Source organism: Mycobacterium sp. TY815, assembly GCF_030755135.1.
Taxonomy (GTDB): domain Bacteria; phylum Actinomycetota; class Actinomycetes; order Mycobacteriales; family Mycobacteriaceae; genus Mycobacterium.
The window spans coordinates 53234-79589 of sequence record NZ_JAUFRX010000001.1; the positions used below are offsets into that span (position 1 = coordinate 53234).

Genomic DNA, 26356 nt, shown 5'->3' on the forward strand with positions numbered 1-26356 from the left:
TTTGCGCCGAATGTGTGTGAAATCCTCCTGAAACCGAAGTCGGGCCGTACGGTAAGTGCCGTTATACGCCGGTTGATGAGAAACTGACCGCCACCCCGGTGGGGGTTACCCGCGAAGGACAGCGTATGGATTTTGCGGTATTGGCACCCGAGGTCAACTCGGCGCGGATGTTCCTTGGCGCGGGGTCTGGATCGATATTGGCCTCCGCGGCGGCCTGGGATGGACTGGCTGCCGAATTGGCTTCGGCGGCAACCTCTTTCGGCTCAGTGACCTCTGAGCTGCTGGATTCCGCCTGGCAGAGCGCGGCAGCGGTGGCGATGGCGGGCGCCGCCGTCCCTTACCTGGGGTGGTTGAGATCGGCCGCGGCGCAGGCCGGCGAAGCGGCGGGCAACGCCCGGATAGTCGCGGCCGCGTTCGAGGCGGCGCAGGCGGCGACGGTGCACCCGATGGTCGTGGCTGCCAACCGCGCTCAACTGGTGTCGGTGGTGAGGTCGAATCTGCTGGGGCTGAACGCACCGGCGATAGCGGCCATCGAGGCTCAGTACGAGGGAATGTGGGCGCAGGATGTGGCCGCGATGTTCGGCTACTATTCCGGCGCTTCCGCCGTGGCCGCGGGCTTGACGCCGTTCAGCCTGAGGCTGTCGAATCTGGCGGGCGTGGTGGGCGGCGTGGCGAACGCCTCGAGCGCCATTGTCGCGGCGGCGAGCGCCGCCGGCGCTCAGCTTGCGGGCGCGGTGTCGGCCGGAATGGGTACAGCTGCGGCCGGTGCGGGCGCAACTGCCGCCGCCGACGGCGCCTCCTTGCTGCTCACCATCAACGTCGGCCTGTCCAACCTCGGCGTCGGCAATCTCGGCAATGCCAACATCGGCAACTACAACCTGGGCAGCGGGAACATCGGCTCCGGAAACATCGGGCCGGGCAACATCGGTTTCGGCAACATCGGTTTCGGAAACAGCGGACCGTCGCTCACGGCGGCCATCCACAACATCGGCTTCGGCAACACCGGCAGCAACAACATCGGCCTGGGCAACACCGGCAACGGCAACATCGGATTTGCCAACACCGGCAACGGCAACGTCGGTATCGGGCTGACCGGCAACGGCATGAGCGGGTTCGGCGGACTGAACTCCGGCACGGGCAACAGCGGCTTGTTCAACTCGGGCACCAACAACACCGGCTTCTTCAATTCGGGGATCGGAAACTTCGGTCTCGGCAACTCCGGCATCTTCAACACCGGTTTCGGTAACTCCGGGACGGCCAACACCGGACTGTTCAACCCCGGCATAGCCAACACCGGCTTCGCCAACTCGGGCAGCTACAACACTGGCAACTTCAACGCGGGCAACAGCAACACGGGCGGCTTCAACACCGGCAGCTACAACACCGGCTGGCTCAACAGCGGCAACTACAACACCGGCGTGGCCAACTCCGGCAACTTCGACACCGGCGCGCTGATCACGGGCGACTACAGCAACGGCCTCTTCTGGCGGGGCGACTACCAGGGCCTGTTCAACGGGTCCCCAGGCATCGGCAATTCCACCACCGTGCCTTCGTCGGGATTCTTCAACAGTGGCGACGGCGGCGCTTCGGGCATTTTGAACTCCGGAGGCAACGTTTCGGGCCTTTTCAACTCGTCGTCAGGCAGCCTTGGCCTCTCGGGACTGCTGAACACCGGCATGGGGCTCTCCGGGATCTTCAACACCGGCAACACCATCTCGGGCATTCTCAACAGCGCCTATCCGGAAAACCTCACGACGCCCAATTTTGTGTCGGGTCTGTACAACACCGGCCCGAACGTCGCGGGCCTGTTCGGCGGCGAGTCGGACCCGACCAGCAACACCGGCCTGGCCAACGTCGGCGTCAAGAACATCGGCTTCGCCAACGTCGGCGACGACAACATCGGCATCGGCAACGTCTCCAACGGAAACGTGGGAGGCGGAAACTTCGGCCTGGACAACATCGGGTTCGGCAACACTGGTGCGTCGAATACCGGCATCGGCAACGTCGGCAACCAGAACCTGGGCAACGGAAACCTGGGCGACTTCAACAGAGGTCTGGGAAACCTCGGCGACTACAACACCGGCCTGGCAAACCTGGGCAGTAACAACACTGGGTTCGGCAACAACGGTATCGGCAACTTCGGTTTCGGCAACACCGGCAGCGGAAACGTCGGAATCGGGTTGAGCGGCACGGGCCTTGTCGGCTTCGGGGCCCTGAATACCGGCAGTGGAAACCTCGGCCTGTTCAACTCCGGCGCCAACAACATCGGTTTCTTCAACTCGGGCACCGGAAACGTCGGGATCGGAAACGCGGGCACCGGCAACTGGGGCATCGGCAATCCCGGTACCGGCAATACCGGTTGGGGCAATGCCGGCAGCTCCAACACGGGCTGGTTCAACTCCGGTATCGCCAATACCGGCATCGCCAATGTGGGCAACTACAACACGGGTTTCGTCAACGTCGGCAACATCAATACCGGCGCCTTCAATCCCGGCGATTACAACACCGGCGGCCTCAACCCCGGCGACACCAACACGGGCTTCCTCAACATAGGCAATTACAACAACAGCATTCTCGCCTCCGGGGATGGTTCGGGCCAGATCGCTATCGACCTCGCGGTCACCATTCCCAGCGTCGCGTTCGATCAGCAGATAGTCATCCCCGTCAACCAAGTGCTGCAATTCGGCGGAGACGTGTTCACGCTGCCGGGTGGCATGCAAATGTTCCAGACTTTCCTTTCGCCGCCGCCCGATCCGCTCACGTTAACCCTGGGGCCCGTCAACATATCGAGTTCCACGATCGCGCTTCCCCTATTGACACTGTCTATCGGCGGGCCGAATACCAGCGTGGCCATCAATATCAGTGGCGCCTTCCAGGGCGGCACCATTCAGCTGCTCAAGGTCAACCCGATGCCGGGATTCGGGAATGCGACCACGCTGCCGTCGTCAGGTTTCTTCAACGGCGGCCCCGGCCGTGCGTCCGGTTTCTTCAACCTCGGTACCAATCTGTCCGGCATCCAGAACGTCGGTGCGCTGTCGTCCGGCCTGGCGAACTTCGGCAACACCGTCTCCGGCATCTACAACACGAGCTCGGTCAATGTGGCGACGGCGGCCAACCTCTCCGGGTTGGCGAACGTCGGCACTGACTTGGCCGGCACCGTCCGCGACAGCGCCTACGGACTGGTCGTCAACCTGGGCCTGGGCGATAACGGTCAGTTGAACCTGGGGAATGGAAACTTCGGCAGCGGAAATCTCGGCAGCGGAAACATCGGCGGCGCGAATATCGGCTTCGGCAACATCGGCAGCACGAATCTCGGCGCCGGCAACATCGGTTTCGGCAACATCGGCTTCGGCAACAGTGGACCCTCGTTAACGGCGGCCATCCACAACATCGGGTTCGGCAACACCGGCAGCGACAATATCGGCTTCGGCAACACCGGTAACGGCAACATCGGCTTCGGCAACACCGGTAACGGCAACATCGGCTTCGGCCTCAACGGCGATCGGCTGCTCGCATTCGGGGACTGGAACACCGGCAGCGGCAACATCGGCCTCTTCAATTCGGGCACCAACAATGTCGGCTTTTTCAACTCGGGCACCGGCAACTTCGGCATCGGCAACTCCGGGAGCTACAACACCGGCTTCGGCAACACCGGTGAGACCAACACGGGGCTTTTCAACAGCGGCTTCGTCAACACCGGGCTCGCCAACGCGGGTTCCTACAACACCGGTAACTCCAACATCGGCAGCTTCAACACCGGGATCGGCAACCCGGGCAATCACAACACCGGATTCTTCAACGCCGGCAGCTTCAACACCGGCCTGGTCAACTCGGGCAACTTCAACACCGGTGCCTTCATCTCGGGCAGCATGAATAACGGCATGCTCTGGCGTGGCGATGAGCAAGGCCTGATGGGCGGGAACTACACGATCCACATTCCGGAGATGCCCGGGCACCTCAACGTGAATGTCCCGATCAACATCCCCATCAACGCGACCATCACACAAGGCGTCTACAACGGCATTTTCATTGACAGCATCCCGTTCGATATCACGTACGGTTTATTCTCCGGAATCACCCTGGTGTCGGGGACTATCAATTCCCTGACGATCCCGCCGATCACCTTCAACCTGTCGCTGCTGAGTGTCAGCATAGGCAATCCGAACGGTACGACAGCACTAAATGTGCCTGCCACGTTCAGCATCGGCCCCGCCGACTGGACGATCTACAACCAACCATTTGCCCCGGGCTTTTTCAATTCCAGCATCGGCCCCTCTTCGGGATTCTTCAACGGCGGCATCGGCGGCAATTCTGGCTTTGGAAACTTCGGCGCCAACAACTCTGGTTTCCAGAACGTCTCTTCCGGGATTCTTGGAAATTCGGGCTTCTTGAATTACGGCGCCCTGCAGTCGGGCATCGAGAACCTGGGCAACACCGTGTCGGGTGTGTTCAACACGAGCACGCTGGACTTCGCGACCGCGGCCCGCATCTCCGGCCTGTCGAACACCGGCAGCAACCTGGCGGGCCTGTTCCGCAACGTGTACGACGGCACCATCGCCGGCAGCACGAACTTCAACCTGGGCCTCGGAAACGCCGGCGGGCTCAACCTCGGCTTGGCAAACGTCGGCGACTTCAACTTCGGACTCGGCAACCTCGGCGACTACAACGTCGGCAGCGGCAACGTCGGCAGCCAGAACTTCGGCAGTGGGAACATCGGCAGCTTCAACTTCGGGTTCGGCAACAGTGGCCCGGGGTTGACGGCGGCCTTGAACAACATCGGGTTCGGCAACACCGGCAGCAATAACTTCGGCTTCGGCAACTTCGGCGACGGCAACATCGGCTTCGGCAACACCGGCAGCGGCAACATCGGCATCGGGCTCAGCGGCAACAACCAATCCGGGTTCGGGAGCTTGAACTCCGGCAGCGGCAACGTCGGCCTGTTCAACTCGGGCACCGACAACGTCGGCTTCTTCAACTCGGGCACCGGAAACTATGGCATCGGCAACTCCGGCAGCTTCAACACCGGCATCGGCAACTCCGGCAGCACCAACACCGGACTTTTCAACACCGGGCTGGTCAACACCGGTATCGGCAACGCGGGCAACTACAACACCGGCAGTTACAACATCGGGAACACCAACACCGGCAACTTCAACCCGGGTCACTACAACACCGGCAGCTACAACACCGGCGACTACAACACCGGACTGGGCAACGCGGGCAACGTCAACACCGGCGCCTTCAACACCGGCAGCTACAACAACGGCATCGGCTGGCGGGCCGACTATCAGGGTCTGATCGACTTCAACGCCACCACGATCATCCCTGACAAGGCTATTCCGGTGAAGTTCGACGTACCGGTTTTCCTGTCCGTACCGATCGGCGCCGTCCTTCCCACCATCACGATCTCGAGCTTCACCATTCCGTCATTGACGGTCGATGCCAGCACGATCCTGGGCGACGCGAACCTGGGCCTGGACTCAATAACGTTCCCGAACCTGACGATCGGCCTGCCCTTTATCGGTATCAACATCGGCACACCCGTGGGGTCGACTGGGCCGTTGATCCATATCACCGGCAATGGTGGCCTGCTGCCGATCGCGTTCACTGGCGTCAACATCAAGCCGGTTCCGGGCTTCGGAAACTCCACCACCAACCCGTCGTCGGGCTTCTTCAACTCCGGAAACGGCACCTCTTCGGGCTTCATGAACATCGGCGCCAACGCATCCGGCCTTTTCAACCTTGCGTCCGGCACGTCGGGAATCTCGGGTTACAAGGGCTTCGGCGACCTGATATCGGGCGTCTCGAACCTGGGCAACACGGTCTCGGGTCTGTTCAACACCAGCTCCGCCGCCAACCCGTTCACGACACCCGCCAACCTCTCCGGGGTGGGCAACCTCGGCACCAACCTCGCCGGCTTCCTGCGCAGCACCGCGGACGGGTCGCTGTTCAACCTGGGCCTGGCCGATATCGGCCAGTCGAACGTGGGCAGCGGAAACATCGGCGACTTCAACCTGGGCAACGGCAACCTCGGCGACAACAACGTCGGCAGCGGCAACATCGGCAGCCAGAACTTCGGCAGTGGGAACATCGGCAGCTTCAACTTCGGGTTCGGCAACAGCGGCCCGGGGTTGACGGCAGCCCTGAACAACATCGGGTTCGGCAACACCGGCAGCAACAACTTCGGCTTCGGCAACTTCGGCGACGGCAATATCGGCTTCGGCAACACCGGCAGCGGCAACATCGGTATCGGGCTCAGCGGCACTAACCAGGTCGGCTTCGGGAGTTTGAACTCGGGCAGCGGCAACATCGGCCTGTTCAACTCGGGCACCGACAACGTCGGCTTCTTCAACTCCGGCAGCGGCAACTTCGGCATCGGCAACTCCGGCAGCCACAACACCGGCTTCGGCAACACGGGCGATTCAAACACCGGCTTCTTCAACACCGGCAGCGTCAACACCGGCATCGCCAACGCCGGCAGCTACAACACCGGCAACTACAACGTCGGGCACACCAACACCGGCAGCTTCAACCCGGGCAACTACAACACCGGGAGTTTCAACACCGGCAGCTTCAACACCGGCGTGGGGAACTCGGGCAACGTCAACACCGGCGGCTTCAACGCCGGCAGCTTCAACAACGGCTTCATCTGGCGGGACGACTACCAGGGCTTGGTCGGCTTCGACTACACCATCACCGTTCCGGAATTCCCCGCCCTCAACCTCGACGTCAGCATTCCGCTCAATATCCCTCTCGACATCAACCTCGGCACCCTGCGGGTTTACGGATTCAGTCTGGAACCGATCAACCTCACTTTCTCGGGCCCCTTGTGGTCGAACGTCAACGCCAACGTGAGCGCTATCCAGATCCCGTCAATCACGGGCACCCTGCCCACGATTACCGGAAACATCGGGAGTCCGGACGGTTCAACGGCGATCAACCTCTCGGTGCGCAGCACCGCAGGACCCATCCGTATCCCGCTCATCCACGTCCCGGCGACCCCGGGCTTCGGAAACACAAGCGCCACACCGTCGTCGGGCTTCTTCAACAGCGGCGCCGGTGGGGTATCGGGCTTCGCAAACCTCGGTGCCAATACATCCGGCCTGTTCAACTTCCAAGCCCTGGGAAGCTCGGGCGTCAACAATGTCGGCACGCTGGTCGCGGGCTTCTCCAACCTGGGCAACACCGTCTCGGGTTTCTTCAACACCAGCTCCGCCACCAACGTGTTCACGACGCCGGCCAACTTGTCGGGGTTGTACAACGCCGGCACGGACCTTGCGGGCTTGTTCCGCAACGGCCCGAGCGGGTCAACCTGGAACCTGGGCCTGGCCGACATCGGGCAATTCAGCCTCGGCGCCGGAAACATCGGCGATTTCAACCTGGGCAACGGAAATATCGGCGGTCTCAACGTCGGCAGCGGCAACGTCGGCAGCCAGAACTTCGGCAGTGGGAACATCGGCAGCTTCAACTTCGGGTTCGGCAACAGCGGCCCGGGGTTGACGGCGGCCCTGAATAACATCGGGTTCGGCAACACCGGCAGCAACAACTTCGGCTTCGGCAACTTCGGTGACGGCAATATCGGCTTCGGCAACACCGGCAGCGGCAACATCGGTATCGGGCTCAGCGGCAATAACCAGGTCGGCTTCGGGAGCTTGAACTCCGGCAGCGGCAACATCGGCCTGTTCAACTCGGGCACCAACAACGTCGGATTCTTCAACTCCGGCAACGGAAACTTCGGAATCGGCAACTCGGGCAGTTTCAACACCGGCATCGGCAACACCGGCAGCGCCAACACCGGTCTCTTCAACACGGGGCTGGTCAACACCGGCATCGCCAACGCGGGCAGCTACAACACCGGCAGCTACAACATCGGGGACACCAACACCGGAGGCTTCAACCCGGGCAGCTACAACACCGGTTGGTTCAACACGGGCGACTACAGCACCGGGGTGGGGAACTCGGGCGACGTCGACACCGGCTTCTTCAACTTCGGCAACTACAACAACGGCCTGTTGTGGCGGGGCGACTACCGGGGCGTCCTGACCGGCGGCTACTCCATCACGGTCGACGAAATCCCGGTCAACTTCGACATTCGCGCACCGATCAATATCCCGATCACCGCCACCATCACCAGCGTGTCGATGTCGGCCATCAACATCCCGCAGATCTACATCAGCGGCACCGGCGAGGTCTTAGGCTTCCTCGACGTCGCCGACTTCAATATCACCATCGGCACCATCAGTGTCCACGGCGGCGGCGCCAATGCCCCTGCGACAACGCCCATCACGATCGACTTCGGCAGCCAACCCCCGGTCAACACGATCTCGCTCAACGTCGGCGCCGTCGATGGTTCGACTGTCCTCGCCATCGTGGGCAACGCGGGAGTGGGTCCCGTCAGAATTCCGATCATCGACATCCCGGCATCACCGGGCTTCTTCAACTTCACCTCGGCTCCGTCATCGGGATTCTTCAACTCCGGCATCGGCAGCATCTCGGGCTTCGGCAACTTCGGCGGCGCCAGCTCGGGCTTGCTGAACTACGCGACCGGAATCCTCGGAAACTCCGGCATCCAGAACTACGGGTCGCTGCAATCCGGCATAGCCAACCTGGGTAACAGCATCTCGGGTGCGTTCAACACCGGATTGGGCCCAATGAACGTGCCGGCCTTCATCTCCGGCTTCAGCAACGTCGGTGCCGATCTGGCCGGGTTGTTCCAGAACGGCGCTACCGGGACGACCACCTTCAGCCTCGGCCTGGGCAATCTCGGTTCGCTGAACATCGGCAACGCGAACCTCGGCGACTTCAACCTCGGTAGCGGCAACGTCGGCAGCTACAACCTGGGCAACGGCAACATCGGCGGAAACAACTTCGGCGGCGGCAACGCCGGCAGCGGCAACTTCGGCAGTGGCAACATCGGCAGCGGGAACATCGGATTCGGAAACTCCGGTCCGGGGTTGACGGCGGCCCTGCAGAACTTCGGCTTCGGCAACACCGGCAGCAACAACTTCGGCTTCGGCAACTTCGGTGACGGCAACATCGGCTTCGGCAACACCGGTAGCGGCAACATCGGCTTCGGCCTCACCGGCAACAACGGGTTCGGCTTCGGCGGCCTGAACTCGGGCAGCGGCAACATCGGTCTGTTCAACTCGGGCACCAACAACGTCGGCTTCTTCAACTCGGGCAACGGAAACTTCGGAATCGGCAACTCCGGGAGCTTCAATACCGGCATCGGCAACACCGGCAGCACCAACACCGGCTTCTTCAACACCGGGCTGGTCAATACCGGCATCGGCAACGCGGGCGACTACAACACCGGCTTGTACAACGCCGGCAACACCAACACGGGCAGCTTCAACCCGGGCAGCTACAACACCGGCGGCTTCAATGCCGGCGACTACAACACCGGCTGGCTCAACACCGGCAATTCCAACACGGGCATCGCCAACTCCGGCAATGTCGACACGGGCGCATTCATCTCCGGCAGCTACAGCAACGGCTTCCTCTGGCGGGGCGACTACCAGGGCCTCTTCGGCTTCAACTTCTCCTACACGATCCCGGAAATCGCCTACCACTACGACGTGCCGCTCAACATCCAGATACCGATCACGGGTGTCGTCGATGCCATTACCGCCGGCGCGTTTACGTACTCAATTCCGATACACATCCAAGCCAGTACGGTATTGGGCATCCGAATTACGGACAGCGACAGCAACATTGGGCCCGTCACCTTCAACCTGAACACCGTGCAGCCCCAAACCCCGATCGACTACCTGTTCACGAACATCACCAATCTCGCCGGCAGCGGTGTGCTGGGCCCCTTCACCCTCGGAGGGGGCTATCAGGCAGGCCCGGGCTTCTTCAACACCGGTCCCACCCCGTCGTCGGGCTTCTTCAATTCCGGCAGTGGCGCATCCGGCTTCTTCAACACCGCCACCGGGGCCGTGTCAGGTTTCGCGAACCGCTTCGCCCAAACGTCGGGCTTGTTCAACGCCGGTGGCATCGACATCTCGGGCCTGCAGAACTTCGGCTCTCTGGAATCGGGCTGGGCAAACCTCGGCAATTTCGTGTCGGGGGCGTTCAACACCAGTTCCCTCAACCTGGCCACGCAGGCATTCGTCTCCGGCTTCGGTAACTTCGGCGCCCAACTGTCCGGCTTCCTCAACAACGGGTGAAAGCTTTGCCCCGCCGATAATCGGCCGCAATGGCGCGGGGCGGATGATCACGGTGGTGAGACCTGTTCTGCGCGAATGACTTTCGCTGCAGACGCCGCGCGGAGAACGAGTAATGCGTTTGCCGGTCCGCGGCGGTGTGTCGTCCTGGCTGGTCGCTTATTCGCGACAGCAAAAGCCCGTGCAACCCCCGGCGCACCTGAGAAGAATCAGTATTTCTATCTCACTATTAGACAAAAATTCTGATTCGTCGGCGGAAAGCCGCAGATCCCACCGCTACCGGTGGGACTTTCCCGGGCGGGCGCCGTCACGCATTCGTCGCAATGTGCTTGACACTGTTGACCTTGGGCCATTTGCCCGGTAAATCTCGGTCGAGGATTTCGCGTCGAATGGGTTGCTGGAGGTGTGGAATGTCGTTTGTCACTGCGGTTCCGGAGATAGTGGTCACTGCTGCTTCGGATTTGGTGCTGATCGGCTCGTCGGTCACAAATGCCAACGCGGTGGCGGCGGGTCCGACGACGAGGCTGCTGGCCGCGGGTGCAGATGAAGTGTCGGCGGGGATCGCGGCACTGCTGGGCGAGCAGGCGCAGGCCTACCAGGCGATCAGCGCGGAGGTCGCCGCGTTCCAACTGCGGTTCGTGCAAGCCCTCAATTCGGGGGCCGGCGCGTATGCCGCCGCCGAGGCCGCCAGTGCGATGTCGTTGCAGTCCATCGAGCAAACCATCCTGGATGTGATCAATGCGCCGTTCAACGCGTTGCTGGGGCGGCCGCTGATCGGCAACGGCAGAAACGGGGCCGCGGGCACCGGCGAGGCGGGCGGGGCCGGCGGCCTGCTGTGGGGTAACGGAGGCGACGGCGGTTCGGGGGCAGCCGGGAAAACCGGTGGCGCCGGGGGTGCGGCGGGGTTGTTCGGTCGGGGCGGCACTGGTGGCGCCGGCGGAGTCGGGGCCACCGGCACCACGACCACCGTTGCGGGTCAGCAGGGCGGTGCCGGCGGCACTGGCGGGGCGGGCGGCGTCGGTGGTCAAGGCGGGCTGTTCTTCGGCACTGGCGGCACGGGTGGTGCCGGCGGCGTCGGCGGCACCGGTGGGATCGGAGGCCCCGCAGACGCCGCAGGAAACTTCGGCGCCGGCGGTCCCGGGGGCACCGGCGGCCTCGGCGGCGCCGGAGGCGCGGGCGGACTGTTCGGAACTCCCGGTCAAGCGGGCCTGAACGGGGCTAACGGCCTTCCTGGCGGATTTCGGGTCGGCCCGTTTGTCAACAACACGGGGTTGAGCAACAGCGAGATCTACCTGACCCTGCTCGGTCAGACGACGCCCGGCCAGTGGTCGTGGGTCGACCAGAACGGCATAGCCCACCACATCGACTCCAGCGCCGCCAACGCTCCTGGTCACCTCACCTACAACGGGGTGAATTACGCCAACATGTCGTTCACCCTCGACCAGACAGGCAACCTGGCCATTCCGTCGGAATTCCAGGGCGGCCGGATCTTCGTGTCGATGAAGAACCCGCTCTACATCGGCATCGCCGCGGACAACTCGGGATGGGCGGGTCTGGACCCCGCGAACCCTGCCGATCCGAACTACAACACGGTCTACGACTGGTACGAGATGACCTACAAGTACGGCGCGGTCGCCTTCGGGGGTAACACCACGCAGGTGGACCAGTTCGGGTTGCCGTTCTCCTACACGCTGGGGCAGGAGTCAACCGGGTTCAGCGGCACCCGCGGCATCACACTGACGCGAGACCAGGTGTTCGCCCAATACACGGCCTCGGTTCCGGCGGAGTTCCAGGCGTTGGTCCTCAACGACGGCTCCGGGGACCCGCTACGGATTTTGGCCCCGCGGACCGACACACCCGGCGGACTGGCTACCTGGCTCGACCAACCGATCAACACCTTCTGGTCGAATTATCAAACCAATCAGTTCTTTTACGACGGCCCTGGCTACACGGTGACGGGAAACATCGACGGCAGCGGTCTTTTCCACTACAGCGTTACCCCGGACGGCGGAACAGCGTCGAATTACACGATGGTCAAGCCCACCACGGCGCAAGTTTTCGCCTCCAACGGCCCGTTCGTCGGCACCGACGCACAGGGGGCGTTCCTCGCCGAACTCAACGCCGCGTTCAACCGCGGGGTGGCGATTTCGCCGGATCAGTGGGCCAACGTCGCCGCCTACTATCCGACAGGGGGGCAGTGGAACAACTGGGCACAGTTCTTCCACGCCAACAGCATCAACAACCTCGCCTACGGCTTCCCCTTTGACGACGTGAACAACCAGAGTTCGGTGCTGATCCTCGGTAACCCGCAGCCGCCGACTCAGCTTTCGTTCGTCCTCAACTAGGGCGCTGTTGCCGGTGACGGTGGTGCTGTCGTCGTGTGAATACGTGTGGGCCCTTGGCGCCATCGAGGCGCCAGTGCTGCGGAGGCCGAAAACCGTTGCAGCGCTGGTCGAGTAAGGCCCGCAGTCTCGTGATCCGCCATCGCAAGGATGCTCAGCCCGAACCGGACTCCTAATCAGTTTCGAGCTCGGCGCGCGGCGGGCTTGAAGACCTCAGTTGGTGGTGGGTGGTGGTTGGGGTTGGAAGGGGGTGTACCACTTCCATTGGGCGCGTTCGCCGCTGGGCCCGCGGTAGGGCGGGACCTGGGGTGGGGTGCTGGTGGGTGGGCGGGCCAGGGACCCGGGGTGCAGGATGTCGCCGTCGCGGTCGGTGACGGTCAGGTGCTCGGCGTCACCGGAGAGGGTGATCTCCCCGCGGTGATGCAACCGGTGGTGATACGGGCAGACCAGGATCAGGTTGATCAGCTCGGTGGGGCCGCCGTTCTCCCAGTGCCGGATGTGATGGGCGTGCAGGCCGCGGGTCGCCCCGCAACCGGGCACCGCGCAGCAGGGGTGGCGGTGTTCCAGCGCGCGGCGCAGCCGCCGGTTGACCGTGCGGGTGCTGCGCCCGGCCCCGATCGGTCGGCCCTCGCGCTCGAACCACACCTCACAGGTGGCATCACAAGTCAGGTACTGTCGCTGGCCCTCACTCAACACCGGGCCCAGGTGCAGCGCGCCCGCGGGCTTGTCGACATCGACGTGCACCACCACCGTGGTGTGCGCGGCGTGCGGACGCGCGGCGGCCTCGGCATCCCAACCCGCCTCCACCAGCCGCAAGAACGCATCCAGCGTGTCCGGCATCGGCGGCGCGGACTCCGACTCACCGCGTGCGGCGCGGTCACTCTTCCATTCGGCGACCAGGGCCTCCCGATGCGCGGCCAGCGCCGCCTCAAACGTGGCCGCCTCGGTGGGCGGCAACGTGATCCGCCAGCACGTGGACTCCTCAGTGGCGGTCTTGATGATCGCCGGCTGCCGGCGCGGATCAGGTTTGGGGCGCGGCTCACACTTGATCGCGGTGCGCAGCTGATTGACCGAGGCATGCCGCGCCAACTGCTCATAATGGGCATCCGAGCCGTCCCCGGCCCGCGCGGCGATCACCCCCACCTGATCCAGCGACAACCGACCCTCCCGCAGACCCGCCACACAGCGGGGAAACTCCGCCACCCGATGCGCCACCGCCGTGACCGTCTGCGCGTTCGCCGGCGAGCACCCCAGCTTCCACGCCACCACCGCGGCCACCGACCGCGCCCCCGTCATCCCACACAACCCGTCACGATCCATCTCCGCGACGATCTCCACAATCCGCCCATCAATCGCGTTGCGCTGCCCCGCCAACTCCGCCAACTCCGCAAACAACACATCCACACGCTTCACCGCAGGCCTCTGAAAAGAGCCCGCCAAGGCCGTCACCGACATAACCCCATCCTCCCAGCGGGGTACGACATCAATCTCGTAGCGACGGGGCGGGGCGGCGCGGCGGCGTGGGGGCGGCAGGGGAGTGAACCAAAGATGGCTCGGCCGTGACGTTTCGGTGTGCGGTACGCATTTGCCGTGCGGGCCCGGCCCGCGCGGGCTATGACGTTACGGTGAGCAACCACCATGTGAACCTGACCCTGCAGGAGACCTCGCTGATCGGCGAAACCCATGCGGACGCCCTGGAGCGCATGAATGAGAAACAGTTGAAAGATCTGCAGAGCCGGCTCAGGACGGTGCGGGAGAAGAACTTCAGCCTGTTGCGGCGCCAGGGTGCGGCCCGGGTGGAGTCCGAAGGTGCGCGCGGGGCCGCTCAGCCGGCCAACGAGAGACGTGGTGAGAAGGTCGCGGTTTTCGACGAGGCGCTCGCGCGGGTGAACCAGCGCCTCGACGCCCTGCGCGAAATGAGCTGACCCGCCCGGGCAAGGCTTGCGGAACAACGGTGCCGGACTGCACCGGCACTCGCGTATAGCGCCGCCCGAGTTTGAGGCATCTGCCCCATGAACCAACGCGCGTCCCGGGCCAACAATCAGCCCATGAAACGTGACAATTGGCATCTGGAGCCATCTCATGTTCCTGGCGCACCGCGGTGCTTCGTGCCTTGTACCGCAGGTGTGACGGCAGCTCACCGCACGTGCGGCCATTCGTTGGCCGATTGGTCAGATCTGACTATTGCCGGTGGCCGAAAGATGCCTAGTTGTGGTCATGACGCGCCCCGGCCTCGACCAATAACGTCCAGGTATGAAACCCAGCATGGGCGCGGCCGGTTGGGTGGAGACGTCAAAACCGCAGAGGCGCAAAGGATGACAACGACGCGCGACAGAGTCGCCTGAACCGCCCGCTCGAGGCGATCGAGCGGGCCCGTAGCGCCGCATTTTCACAAAGCTCACCAGATCCGTGATCTGGCGATCAAACCACCCGTCGTGACGCTTCGGTCATGACTCGCAGAAAGGTGTCGACATGTCCTTTGTCATCGCGCTGCCGGATGTAATAGGAACGGCGGCAACAGATCTGGCTGGCATCGGCTCGGCAATCCAGTCGGCCAACGCGGCCGCGGCGGCTCATACGACGGGTCTGCTGGCTGCCGCCGGGGATGAGGTCTCGGTCGCCGTTGCCGAACTGTTCGGGACGTTCGGTCAGGGATATCAGAGCGCGAGCGCGCAGGCGGCGGCGTTTCAACAGCAGTTCGTGCAGGCACTGACCGGAAGCGCCAACTCGTACGCGATGGCCGAATCCGCTGCGGCGCAACCGTTACAGGGCCTGCTCGACGTGGTGAACGCTCAATTCGTGGCACAGACCGGGCGCCCGTTGATCGGCAATGGCGCCAACGGGGCCGCGGGGACGGGACAAGACGGTGGCGCGGGGGGATGGTTGATCGGCAACGGCGGGGCCGGCGGGTCGGGAACGTCGACCGCGGGCGCAGACGGTGGTAAAGGCGGTGCCGGGGGTGCCGCGGGTCTGTTCGGCAGTGGCGGAGCCGGTGGCGCAGGTGGTATCGCCACAACGGCCGGCAAGGCCGGTGGGGCCGCCGGAGCCGGCGGCAACGCGATGCTGATCGGGTCTGGTGGTTCCGGCGGTGTCGGAGGCGCCTCCACAGACGGCGGCGGCGCTGCGGGCGGGGCCGGCGGCCGCGGCGGCAATGCCGGACTGCTCTTCGGCGCTGCGGGTAACGGTGGCGCGGGCGGATTCACCTTCGGCAACGCCACCGGCGGGGCCGGTGGCGCCGGTGGAACCGGTGGGCTGTTCACCGACGGCGGCGTCGGAGGGTCCGGCGGGGCCGGCGCCTCGGGCGGTGCGGGCGGGTCCGGCGGCGACGGGGGGACGTTCGGCACCGGCGGCACGGGTGGAGCCGGCGGAACCGGCACGTCCACCACGGCCGGTACCACCGGCGGGGCAGGTGGCGCCGGCGGTGCCGGCGGGACGTTCGGCGCCGGCGGAACCGGCGGTAGCGGCGGTTCGAGCCTGGGCAGCACTGGCGGGGCCGGAGGATCGGGCGGCAACGCCGGCATGTTCAGCTTCGGCGATGGCGGCGCCGGTGGGGCCGGCGGGGAAGGCCTCAACAACGGCCAGACCGCGGGCGGCGCGGGCGGTGCCGGCGGAAACGCCGGCCTGCTCACCGGCAACGGGGGGGCCGGTGGGGCCGGCGGCCTGGGCCGCACCACCGGTGGCACCGGCGGCGCCGGCGGCAACGCCGGACAGCTCCTCGGCTCGGGCGGAACCGGCGGTAGCGGCGGGGCTGCCGTCACCACCGGCGGTACCGGCGGCGCCGGCGGCAAGTCCGCAGTGTTCGGCAACGGCGGCAACGGCGGTAACGGCGGTGCCGGTGTGACCACCGGCGGCAACGGTGGGGCCGGCGGCAACGGTGTGTTGATCGGCAACGGTGGCAACGCCGGTAGCGGCGGGACCGGTGGGGTGACCGGGGGCAAGGCCGGCCTCGGTGGCATCAGCGGCGTGTTGCTCGGCGCAGACGGCTTCAACGCGCCCCTGAGCGCCAACCCGATTCACGTCCTGCAGCAGGACGTGCTCAACATCGTCAATCAGCCCGTCCAGGCGCTGACCGGGCGACCGCTGATCGGCAACGGCGCCAACGGAACTCCCGGCACCGGTGCAGCCGGCGGGGACGGCGGCTGGTTGTTCGGCAACGGCGGCAACGGCGCGCACGGCACGACCAACACGGCCGCCGGCGGGGCCGGTGGCGCGGGTGGGGCCGGTGGCGCCGGCGGCGTGTTGTTCGGCAACGGCGGTACTGGTGGCGCAGGCGGCATCGCCAACGGGGCCGGCGGAATCGGTGGTGCCGGCGGGGCGGGCGGCTCAGCCCTGCTCAACGGGGTGGGCGGCACCGGCGGTGACGGCGGGCAGGCCATCAATGCCGGCAAGGGCGGGGCAGGTGGGCGCGGCGGCAACGCCGGCTTCCTGTCCGGCGCCGCCGGCACCGGCGGGCACGGTGCGGGAGCCGGGCCTACCGGGGTGGGCGGGGCCGGCGGTACCGGCGGCCTGTTCGCCAACGGTGGAGTCGGTGGAGCCGGCGGGCCCGGCGCCGCGGGTGGGGCCGGTGGGACGGGCCTGGTATTCGGCGACGGCGGAACCGGCGGCTCCGGCGGTCTCAGCGGCAACGGCGGGGCCGGTGGAACGGGAGGGCTGTTCGGCGCCGGCGGCACCGGGGGTGCCGGTGGTTCCGGGGGCAACAACGGCGGGGCCGGGGGAGCCGGGGGCAACGCCGGCGCACTGTCCTTCGGTACCGGCGGCGCGGGCGGCTCCGGTGGGGCCGGCACCCTGACCGGCGGGGCCGGCGGAGCCGGCGGCAACGCCAGCCTCCTGTTCGGTTCCGGCGGCGCGGGCGGCTCCGGCGGACACGGCGGTGCCGGCGGTAGCGGCACGCAACAGGGCGGCGCCGGCGGTGCCGGCGGCAGCGCCGGCCTGCTCGCCGGCTCGGGAGGCGCGGGCGGGGCCGGCGGCTCCGGCGCCAACGCCAACGGCAACGGCACGGGCGGTGCCGGCGGCACCGGCGGCAAGGCCGGGATCACCGGAAACGGCGGTGACGGCGGGGCCGGCGGATTCGGTGCCACCACCGCCGGCAAAGGCGGAAACGGCGGCAACGCTCAGCTCGTCGGCGACGGCGGCAACGGCGGCAACGCCGGCAAGGCCGGCGGTACAGCCGGCACCGGCGGCACCGGCGGACTGTTACTCGGCAACAACGGAAACAACGGCAAGGCGTAACCGCGTCCGGCGGCCGAGATCCGAAACCCCTCGGACACCGGCCCCCAGCTGTTCGACGTTGTCAGCCCCGCCAGATGAGGCCGTCGATTGCCTGGGTGCCGAAGTCCTTGCCGATCCGCAGTTCAGGGTTGTGCTCGGCTTCCCCGGGATCGGGTTTGCCCTGCGTGCTGAGGATGTAGAAGCCCTTGTTGGGTGCGGCGGAGACGACAGCTATGGACTGCTGGAACATGTCGTTTTGAGAGATGTTGTCCTTGACCAATTTGAAGACGTTCGTGTCGAGGTCGTTGACTCGCACGATGCGGTAAACATTGCCCATCACGACATACAGACTGGTGTTCCACTTCGACAGATCCGTCGGGATCCCCTTGAGGCCGTTCAAGTCGTTCCTGGCCTGGTGCTGAAAGCCCGTGAGATGGATGTGCAACTGATCCTGCTTGCGGCCGTGGAAAGAATTGATTCCCAACATGATGTCGACACCCTGGAACCTCTTGACCGCCTCGTCCCAGGCGGGCTTCCAGAGGTTGAACGCCTTCGGGCCCCAGATCTCCGGGCATTCGACTCCGGTGACGCGGGCCCTCGGTATCGCCAGGAGGTCGTGTTTGCCCTGTCCGCCGTCCTTGAGTGCCCAGGAATCATTGACGAAAATGTTGGGCGCCGGGTTGGCCGGCGGGGGATAGTGGTCTTTGACGGACTTCCAGAGTTCGAGTCTGGGTCCGCTGTCGTTCGGGGATCCGCAGTTGTCGGGCGGGTGGAAACCCGGGTCGGCAAGAGCCGTCCACGATGAGGTCCCAGCGGCCGAGAGGCCAACGCCCAAGAGGCATGCGGCGATGACGACAACTACCCCAAGCAGGCCCGCAGCAGGACTCCTACGTCTTTTGCCGATGCCGTCGATCGTTGAATCCCCCATGGTTACTGCTCCTTGATCAGAATCAGAAGACGTGCTGAACCAGCAATATAACTTTCGTCGACGTCTGCCGGCGCCCCGCTCTGTTGGCGTCAGCAGACGGTCGACGGCATGATGAGCCGAACACACGTGTCGAGGAGCCGGGAAATGAAGGTCGCCGTCAAGATCTTCATCGTGCTGGCGATGTCTTCGCTGTCGTTATGTGCGGCAGCGTATTCGCCAGTCGCCACTCATGCTCTGTCCGCTGCACCGGACCGCCTTGAGCTGTCGAACAATTGGACGCTGTCTCCCGCGACTACGACCTCGCTCAACGGCGACGCCCTGTCGGTGACCGGCTATGACGCCACCGCATGGTACAAAGTCGCCCGCATGCCGGCCACGGTGCTGGAGATACTCCGGGAAAACGGTGTCTACCGGGACCTCTACGTAGGCAAGAATCTTCGAGATCACGTCCCGCAGGATCTCTATCTACAGGATTGGTGGTACCGCACCGAGTTCACCGCTCCACCGGGCCGGACGACCTACGTATTGGCTTTTCCCGGCATCAATTACCGCGGCGAAATCTGGCTGAACGGACACCGGGTGGCCGACCGCACGCACATAGTCGGTATGTACGTGACCCACGAATTGGACGTGACGCGGTGGATCCGTCCCGGGCAGTCAAACGTTCTGGCAGTGAAGGTGACGCCCGAGCGCGCGCTTCAAGATGTGGACGGTGTGGAGCTGGCCGACAGCTGGAACGACTGGATCAACTGGGATTACCTTGGTCTGCCGTCGCCCAACAACGATCCGGACCGGCGCGGAACGTCGTTTGTGGCCGACCGTAATGCCGGTATCTGGAAGCCGGTGTACCTGAAATCGCTGGGAACCGTCGGAATCGGTACTGCGGCCGTCGGTTCGGAACTTCCGTTACCCCGCACCGACAGTGCGCGGTTGACGATCAGGGCCGGTGTGCACAACTACTCCGCCGGCCGGGCACGCGGAGTTCTGCGCGCCACGATCACCCGCCCGGACAAATCCACGATTCACGTGGAGCAGGCGGTCACCCTCGGGCCCGGCGAGGATCGCGAAATCACATTGACCCCAGACGAATTCGGGCAACTGAATGTTCAGCGTCCGGATCTCTGGTGGCCGTACACCATGGGTCGGCCGACTCTGCACGATCTACGGCTGGAGTTCCGGGTCGACAACCGGCCCAGCGACAGCAAAGATCTTCGATTCGGTATCCGTACCGTCGCGCAGCATCGCGACGAAGGCTTCTCCGGCGACGGCGGAGACTTCTATCTCGACGTCAACGGTGAGCACTTTCCGATTCGCGGCGCGGCGTACACGCCCGATCTGCTCTACCGCTACGACCCCGACCGGGAGACCGCAATCCTGCAGTACGCAAGGGATCTGGGTCTGAACATGTTACGGCTTGAGGGAAAACTCGCCAGCGAACACCTCGTCGAGAAGGCCGACGAGCTCGGCATTCCACTCATGGCAGGCTGGATGTGCTGCAACCAGTGGGAGAAATGGGAGCAGTGGGACCACGAAGACGACCGCGTGGCGATGGCGAGTCTGCGCTCACAGATCGAGGTCCTTCGATCCCACGCGTCCGCGTTCATCTGGGCCAATGGCAGCGACGGCTTGCCGCCGCCGGACATCCGCTCCCGATACCGGGCGATTCTCGCTGAATTACATTGGCAGAACGCCACCGTCGATACCGCGTCGCTGCAGGCGCGCGACGGCGACGGCGTAGCGCAATGGGACGGAATCGACATGACGGGACCGTATACCTGGCGGCCGCCCAGCTACTGGTTCAGCCTTCGATACGGTGCCACCTGGGGCGCATCCGCCGAACAGGGCAGCAACGAACAGATTCCGCCGTTCGCCAGCCTGAGAAGATTCATCCCGGCGGACCAGTTGTGGCCGATCAATGACACCTGGTACTTCCACGCCGGCGGCCAGCCGAAGAACGGTGCTCTGCTCAGCGCCCAGCGATCGATCGGCCTGCGCTACGGTCCGTCCGACAGTGCCGAGATGTTCTCCGCCAAAGCGCAATTGGCGCAGTACGAGTCCGCCCGTGCGCAGTTCGAGGCCTTCGCCGCCACGGGATGGGACCGTCACAAGATGACCATCTACTGGATGCTGAACAGTCACTGGCCGTCCTTCTTCGGCCAGCTCTTCGATTACTACCTGCGCCCGGGCGGCGCCTACTTCGGAGCCAAGAAGGGCTTGCGGCCGCTGTCCGTCGTCTTCGATTCCTACGCCGGCGGCAACGGCAGTCCGGCGCGGATCAGCGTCGTGAACCAGACTCGACACGACGAGCACGGCCTCCTCGTCCGGGTCCGCATCTATGACCTGCAGGGAACGCTGCAGGCCGATCGAATCTCGAAGCGCACCAACGTCTCCGCGGGCGGCGCCACGGAAGCCATGACCGTGCCCCGCGGGCTCGCCACCTCACCGGTCTTCTTCGTCCGCGCACAACTGGCGCGTGAGACCGGCGAGGTTCTCGCGGAGAACGTCTACTGGCAGTCCCAACAGCCCGATGACGTCGGAGACCCGGACAATGACCGCGCGTTCGACTCGATGCAAGCCAGTTGGGCGGACCTGACCGCGCTGAACGACATGCCGCGCGTGCCGCTGGACGTCACAGCCCGGCCGGCCGGTGGGGGCGTCGTCGTGCGGCTGCACAATCCCACGCCGAATGTCGCGTTCTTCGAACGTGCCGAGATCCTGTCGTCGCGCGACGGCGACGAGATGCTGCCGGTCGAATACGACGACAACTACGTGACCGTGTTCCCGGGCGAGACCGTGGAGATCCGGGGAACTGCCGCAGACCAGGGGTCACCGGCGCGCTGGGTCCGAGTCACCGGGCACAACACGCCGGCTGTCACCGTCCCGGTGGCGTGACGCCGCGCGTCAAACTCGGTTGCGCGCCGGTGAGAACCGCTCGAGCTGTGTCGGCGGCCCCTCCGCTGACGGCGGCGGCACCAGGGCGGCGATACCGTCGATCACGCTGGTGACCGTCCGGCTGTGACGGTCGAGATTGAGGGTGCCGTGCTGGAAGTTCTGCGCGATCCACTCGGGCTCCTGAATTTCGGCACTGGTCGGCAGTCCGAGCGCACTGTGTTCGTAGCCCAGAGCACCCCACGCGGCGTAGAGGGAGCCCGTGACGGGCTGTGCTCCGGTGGCCGGGGACCAGTACATCGCTCCCTTATCGAAGATCACGTAGCGCGCGTTTCCGGTGCCCTGCGATTCCGGTGACTTGGGAGCGCCCAGTGCGCTGTTCATGCCGCCCATCGCCTGCCACCGGTCATAGATGGCGGTGCCCTGCAGCGATTGAGCCAGGTCCGCGGCGCTGGGGCGTTTGGTGAATTGCGCCGCGACGTCGCGGATCTGACCCATCAGGACGTACCCGATCTTGCCTGGGCAATCGGTATCGCTGACGTCGCGGTGGGCAAAGATCGACGGGAGATTCACGGCCGTGCCGCGCGGGACACGCGTGTACGGGCCCCCGTCCGATGTCAGAGAGGTGCTGCCCCTGGGGTCGACGCCGTCCATGGCCAGTCGCCAGCCGAGCAAGCGACCGACGGTGCGCACCTGAACGGGCGTGGGCGCCATCGCGTCGAACTCTCCGATCATGCACACCGCCCAGGTGTTGCGATTGAAGCCGCCGGTATGGGTGCCCTGCACCGGTCTGGTCATCCCGCCGAACCGGCCCTCGAAGACTTGACCGTACTTGTCGACCAGGGCGTTGTAGGCGATGTCCGGCCACCCCAGGTTCCGGGTGTGGTAGGCGTAGATCGACCGCACGATCGCCGCCGAATCCTGCGGCGCATAGTCGTTCACCGTGGCGGTATGGTGCACGACGCCGGCCTGGATGCCGCTGTCATACACCGGTGCTCGGCTGCGGAGCGACTCGTCGGCGCCCCACTGCGCACGGCTGACAATATTGGGTGCCTGTCCGGGAGCTTCGACCGCCGCGACCAGGATCGGGTCTGCCGCAGCGCTCGGAGGCCGGGCCAGCCCCGATGCGACGGTTCCCAAACCCAGCGCAACCGGCACTGCCGCAACATATTTCAGGGCACTGCGACGTGAAACAGCGGGTGTCACCGCGCACCCGCACCAATCTGGCACGGCAACACGGTAACTCGCGTCGACGGTATTGGCGGCGCGACCCGCCGCGGTGGAAGTCCTTTGAGCGCAGCGGATTCCCGTCAGTGCCGAAATTGTCCCGAACCGGAGATCGCCCCTGAGGCCCCGCCCCGCCGCCATTTTTCGCTTCCAGGCCTGTCGTTGCACCCGGTGGCCTGCCGGCCGAATCCGGAAGTCCGCGGCAATCGAGCGGCCCAAATCCTCCGTCTTTTGTGCTATAGCCAATTTATGGCGGTTGTCACCATTGGAGAGGACATCAGAACATGACCGTTCCGCGCCGCATTGTTTCTGTCGCCGCGATTGCCGGGTCGTTGGCTGTCGCGTCCGCCGCTACCGCGTCGGCTGATCCGACTATGAGCGGCCACTACGTCTCGACCGTGACCTCGGCATCCGGTGAGACCACCACGAGCGACTGGTACTTCACGCCGTGCGGTGCGGGATGCGCATCGGTGGCCAATGCACCTGGGGGGCCAGGTTTCGGCGAAGCGCGGATATTCGACGGCCAATGGACATTGGCCTGGCACTCCGACGCATTCTGTCCGTCGGGTACTCGGGTGCCCGGCGCTTACGCCAGCTACGCCACGTGGGACCCCGGCACTCTTGCGGGCAAGAACGAATCCGGCATAACGAGGCCGGTGTGCGGGTCCGATAAAGGATTGCCGCGCGTGACCCAGAATTTGCAACTCACCCAGGTCGGCTAGCGCCTCGGCACGAGGCTGGGCGAAAGCCGCACACGTCGACCGCGCAGCCGAGGATCGTCCGCGCGACCGCGGACACCAGAAATTCGCAAGAATGCCGGGTTAGCTTTTGCCAAGACGTCCGCTGACAGGCGGACCTGGCGAACGGAGAACACGAAATGCGACGAATCATCGCAGGTGCAATGCTCTCTGGCACCCTTGCGCTGGCGACTCTCGGGTTGGGCGCAGGCAGCGCACAAGCCGACCCGGGAACAGGCGTTTGCAATCAGCTGGCCATGTGCAGCCGCATCTGGTGCCCCGGCAGTCCGCTGCCAATGCCGGATGTGGTGTGGGACATGAATACCTGTCACCACTACTACGGCGGCAGCCTCGGACATCCGGGAACGGAGGGCGGCATCCAAGTTGGTGCGCACATTCTCGAGGGAGACCCTTCCCCGGCGAACACCTGCGGCGGATCGCCCATCTGCCTGCCCGGCCTGTGAGAGCGCGTTCAATCCTGGACACTGTCAATAGCGTGGCCGGCGAATAGCGGCGGCGAGGCACCCGGAGGGGACCGGATCCCATTGGCGACGGCCCGGTCTCACTCCACGAGTGCTCACCGGGGCGGCCATGCGAAGGTGTCCACACCCGCGTCAATCTGCTTGGGGGCGCGGTTGTTAACGTCCGTCACCACCAAGTGCTTGCCGGCGTCGACATAGGCGAGGAGGTCCCCCGGCCCCCACACGGGGCCGGGACTGTCGGCCGGCACGTTGCCGACCATCGTGCGGGCCGCCGACGCGTGGGCATCGAGAATCTGAATGCTCTTCGATGATCCGTCCGCACTCGCTACCGTGAAGGCAACGGCGCCGGAACCAAGCGGCGCCACGTCGCCGTACAAGGACTTTCCCTTGACCAGCGATGTCGGGACAACGGACGGATTGGCCGGTGCACCGCCGGGGGTGGCGACGGAATAGATGCCGCCGTCGCGGAGCAGGAACGGGATCCCGTCGAACAGTTCGCCGGAGGCGTTGCCGTTGCTGAACCAAAGAGACTGGCCGGCGACGTCATACGCCACGGAGAAGACGTTGGCACCTTTCACCACGGATGTCGAGGTCGCCCCGACGGTGAGGACGCTGACGTCGACGGGCGACACGTCGCTGCGTCCGCCTGTCCAGGCGATGTGCTGGCCGTCGGGCGCCCACGCGTAGTTGTCGTCGGCGAACATCCGCTGCCGGTGCGGCACGGTCCGGCCGTCCGTGGCGTCAGCGACCAGCAGCAGGCCGCCCCCTTCGCCGGCCTCGAGGAAGGCGATCTGGTTGCCGGTGGGGGACCAGCGCGGGTGCACGACCCGCGGGGGCCCATCCCCGGCCTCCGGGGTTCCGAACCCCGGCGGGAGCGCCCCCGGGTCGACGAGGCGCCGCGGTGCGCCGAGCGGGTCATGGGCGGGCGAGAGATCGAGAACCCACAGCTCGCCGCCATAGTCGGCGTTGTCGGCCTTGTGGATGAAGGCCACGTGCGCGAGGTCGGGGGAGGGCGCCGGCTCGGTATCGGCCGGTCCGTCGGTGAGTTTGCGGCCCGGTGCGCCGGCGGGGTCGCTGATGTACAGCGAGCCGGCCTTGGAATAGAACAGCGTGGAGTGGGTTCCCGGAGACAGGCTCGGCGCCAACGGCTTTGAGGATGTCGCAGGCGGAGCGGCAGGATGGGTGCAACCGGCGACCAAACCGACCGCCGCCCCGAGCGTGACGATCCAGCGCGCGACGACGTGATTGCGGCACCGGTGCGAATGGTTCATGGCTGGGAGCGTCCTTGATAGTCCCCGTCGACGTATTCATCGCAGTGGTCTTTGAAGCAACAGTTCGAATAGTAGATTTCGGCGTCGCCGTGCCACGCCGTGTACTTGCCGCCGGCCGCGGCGCAGTCGCTTTCGATCTGCGGTCCCCTGACCCAGTTGAACAGGCCGGCCGGATACAGCTGACCTTCGTACCTGAGGTATGCCACGCCCAGGAAGTGCTCGGCGTTGCGCGTCCACGCCAACGCTCCGTCCCTGGCTTGCCAGTCGGGGCCTTCGCCGTGGGCGCAGGCGGCGAAACCCAACTGCCGGCCGTCCGATCCCAGCAGGACGGTGGGTTCCGGCGATTGCTTGCCGGGGCATGGCGCGGGCGTCCATGCCGGATCCTTCAGGCTCTTGGTGAAGGCGTCATACATCCCGGCGTAATCGCGGAACAGCGAATAGGTCGCAGACGTCGGACCGCCGGGCAAAGAATTGGTGCGGCACTGCACGGCGGCCAGCGCGCCTTTCGGATTGGTCGCTGTGCAGGAGTCGCTGCCGTAGCCGGCCGGCAGCATTCTCACCAGGTCGGCCGCGGGGTCCGCACCGGCACGGGGAGCTACACCGAGGGCGGCCACCACGGTGAGTGCGGCAACGGAGACAGCGCGGCGCATGGAACTCATGCTCGACCCGCGACCGGTATTGCGACAGGGACTTTCTACCCTGACGCCTGCGCCTAAATGCCCTACGCGCGGGAAACACGCGGACTTACGTTCTGAGTCTCTGACCCAATGCCGTGAGGAGCCAACGATGTTTCCCAGAGTCGTCGCCCGGTTGGCGCTTGCAACAGTTCTTCTCTGCCCGGTCGCCGGCGCCGTAGCGGGACCCGCGGCAGCCGAACCGCAGACCACGCCGTGCGTGAATACCGGTGACGATGTCGACCCGACGGACGTGATTCCGGCGCCAGGCTCACCGACTACCAGCTGCGACAGCCAGAAGCAGGCCTGTATGTCGGCGAGCGTGCAGATCGGAATCTACGGGGAGCGGTATGTGCCGCCCGACGCTGTCGCGCAGTGTATGCAGGCCTACCGGTCCTGCATCGCCAATCAATCCGGGGGTGGATAGCG

General features: G+C 65.3%; 12 protein-coding genes and 2 pseudogenes. 9 read left to right on the plus strand and 5 right to left on the minus strand.

The annotated features are described in order from the left end of the window. Positions 1 to 125: 125 nt before the first annotated feature. Complete coding sequence (locus QXK92_RS00185) at positions 126 to 10172, plus strand: PPE domain-containing protein (protein ID WP_306239660.1); 10047 nt, start codon at positions 126 to 128, stop codon at positions 10170 to 10172. A 407-nt stretch (positions 10173 to 10579) separates the two neighbouring features. Then, positions 10580 to 12514: a beta-1,3-glucanase family protein gene (locus QXK92_RS00190; RefSeq protein WP_306239661.1), complete on the plus strand. Its 1935-nt coding sequence runs from the start codon at positions 10580 to 10582 to the stop codon at positions 12512 to 12514. Between the two features lie 210 nt (positions 12515 to 12724). Here QXK92_RS00190 and QXK92_RS00195 read toward each other — a convergent pair whose 3' ends face one another. After that, positions 12725 to 13966, minus strand: a complete 1242-nt coding sequence (locus QXK92_RS00195; protein WP_306239662.1) for an HNH endonuclease signature motif containing protein — start codon at positions 13964 to 13966, stop codon at positions 12725 to 12727. A gap of 170 nt (positions 13967 to 14136) precedes the next feature. On the opposite strand from QXK92_RS00195, the gene QXK92_RS00200 reads away from it, so the two are divergent. The 3 genes and pseudogenes from QXK92_RS00200 to QXK92_RS33995 form a co-directional block, all read left to right on the plus strand. After that, entirely contained in the window at positions 14137 to 14436 is a 300-nt protein-coding gene (locus QXK92_RS00200) for a hypothetical protein (protein WP_306239663.1), read from the plus strand. A 547-nt stretch (positions 14437 to 14983) separates the two neighbouring features. Then, positions 14984 to 15202 (plus strand): annotated as a pseudogene (locus tag QXK92_RS33990) (PE family protein); the annotation flags it as partial. 1356 nt (positions 15203 to 16558) lie between these two features. Further along, a pseudogene (locus tag QXK92_RS33995) lies at positions 16559 to 16651 on the plus strand (PE family protein); the annotation flags it as partial. Positions 16652 to 17801: 1150 nt separating this feature from the next. Here the strand turns inward: QXK92_RS33995 and QXK92_RS00210 are convergent. Next, positions 17802 to 18647 (minus strand): CDP-diacylglycerol diphosphatase, encoded by an 846-nt coding sequence (locus QXK92_RS00210; RefSeq protein ID WP_306239665.1) that lies wholly within the window; start codon positions 18645 to 18647, stop codon positions 17802 to 17804. 144 nt (positions 18648 to 18791) lie between these two features. Between QXK92_RS00210 and QXK92_RS00215 the strand changes: the two genes are divergently transcribed. Further along, positions 18792 to 21539 (plus strand): glycoside hydrolase, encoded by a 2748-nt coding sequence (locus QXK92_RS00215; protein ID WP_306239666.1) that lies wholly within the window; start codon positions 18792 to 18794, stop codon positions 21537 to 21539. A gap of 9 nt (positions 21540 to 21548) precedes the next feature. On the opposite strand, the gene QXK92_RS00220 is transcribed toward QXK92_RS00215, so the two are convergent. Then, on the minus strand, positions 21549 to 22694 hold the full coding sequence (locus QXK92_RS00220; RefSeq protein ID WP_371934476.1) for an N-acetylmuramoyl-L-alanine amidase: 1146 nt from the start codon (positions 22692 to 22694) through the stop codon (positions 21549 to 21551). Positions 22695 to 23047: 353 nt separating this feature from the next. On the opposite strand from QXK92_RS00220, the gene QXK92_RS00225 reads away from it, so the two are divergent. Next, positions 23048 to 23485 carry a hypothetical protein gene (locus QXK92_RS00225; protein ID WP_306239667.1) on the plus strand — a complete coding sequence of 146 codons (438 nt, stop codon included), beginning with the start codon at positions 23048 to 23050 and terminating at the stop codon, positions 23483 to 23485. 155 nt (positions 23486 to 23640) lie between these two features. Continuing rightward, entirely contained in the window at positions 23641 to 23964 is a 324-nt protein-coding gene (locus tag QXK92_RS00230) for a hypothetical protein (RefSeq protein ID WP_306239668.1), read from the plus strand. A gap of 113 nt (positions 23965 to 24077) precedes the next feature. Here the strand turns inward: QXK92_RS00230 and QXK92_RS00235 are convergent, their stop codons facing one another. Beyond that, positions 24078 to 25253, minus strand: coding sequence for a hypothetical protein (locus QXK92_RS00235; RefSeq protein ID WP_306239669.1), 1176 nt, complete (start codon positions 25251 to 25253; stop codon positions 24078 to 24080). Continuing rightward, complete coding sequence (locus tag QXK92_RS00240; RefSeq protein ID WP_306239670.1) at positions 25250 to 25903, minus strand: hypothetical protein; 654 nt, start codon at positions 25901 to 25903, stop codon at positions 25250 to 25252. Before QXK92_RS00240 ends, QXK92_RS00235 begins: the two co-directional genes overlap by 4 nt. A 136-nt stretch (positions 25904 to 26039) precedes the next feature. On the opposite strand from QXK92_RS00240, the gene QXK92_RS00245 reads away from it, so the two are divergent. Further along, positions 26040 to 26354 (plus strand): hypothetical protein, encoded by a 315-nt coding sequence (locus QXK92_RS00245; RefSeq protein WP_306239671.1) that lies wholly within the window; start codon positions 26040 to 26042, stop codon positions 26352 to 26354. Positions 26355 to 26356: the final 2 nt, after the last annotated feature.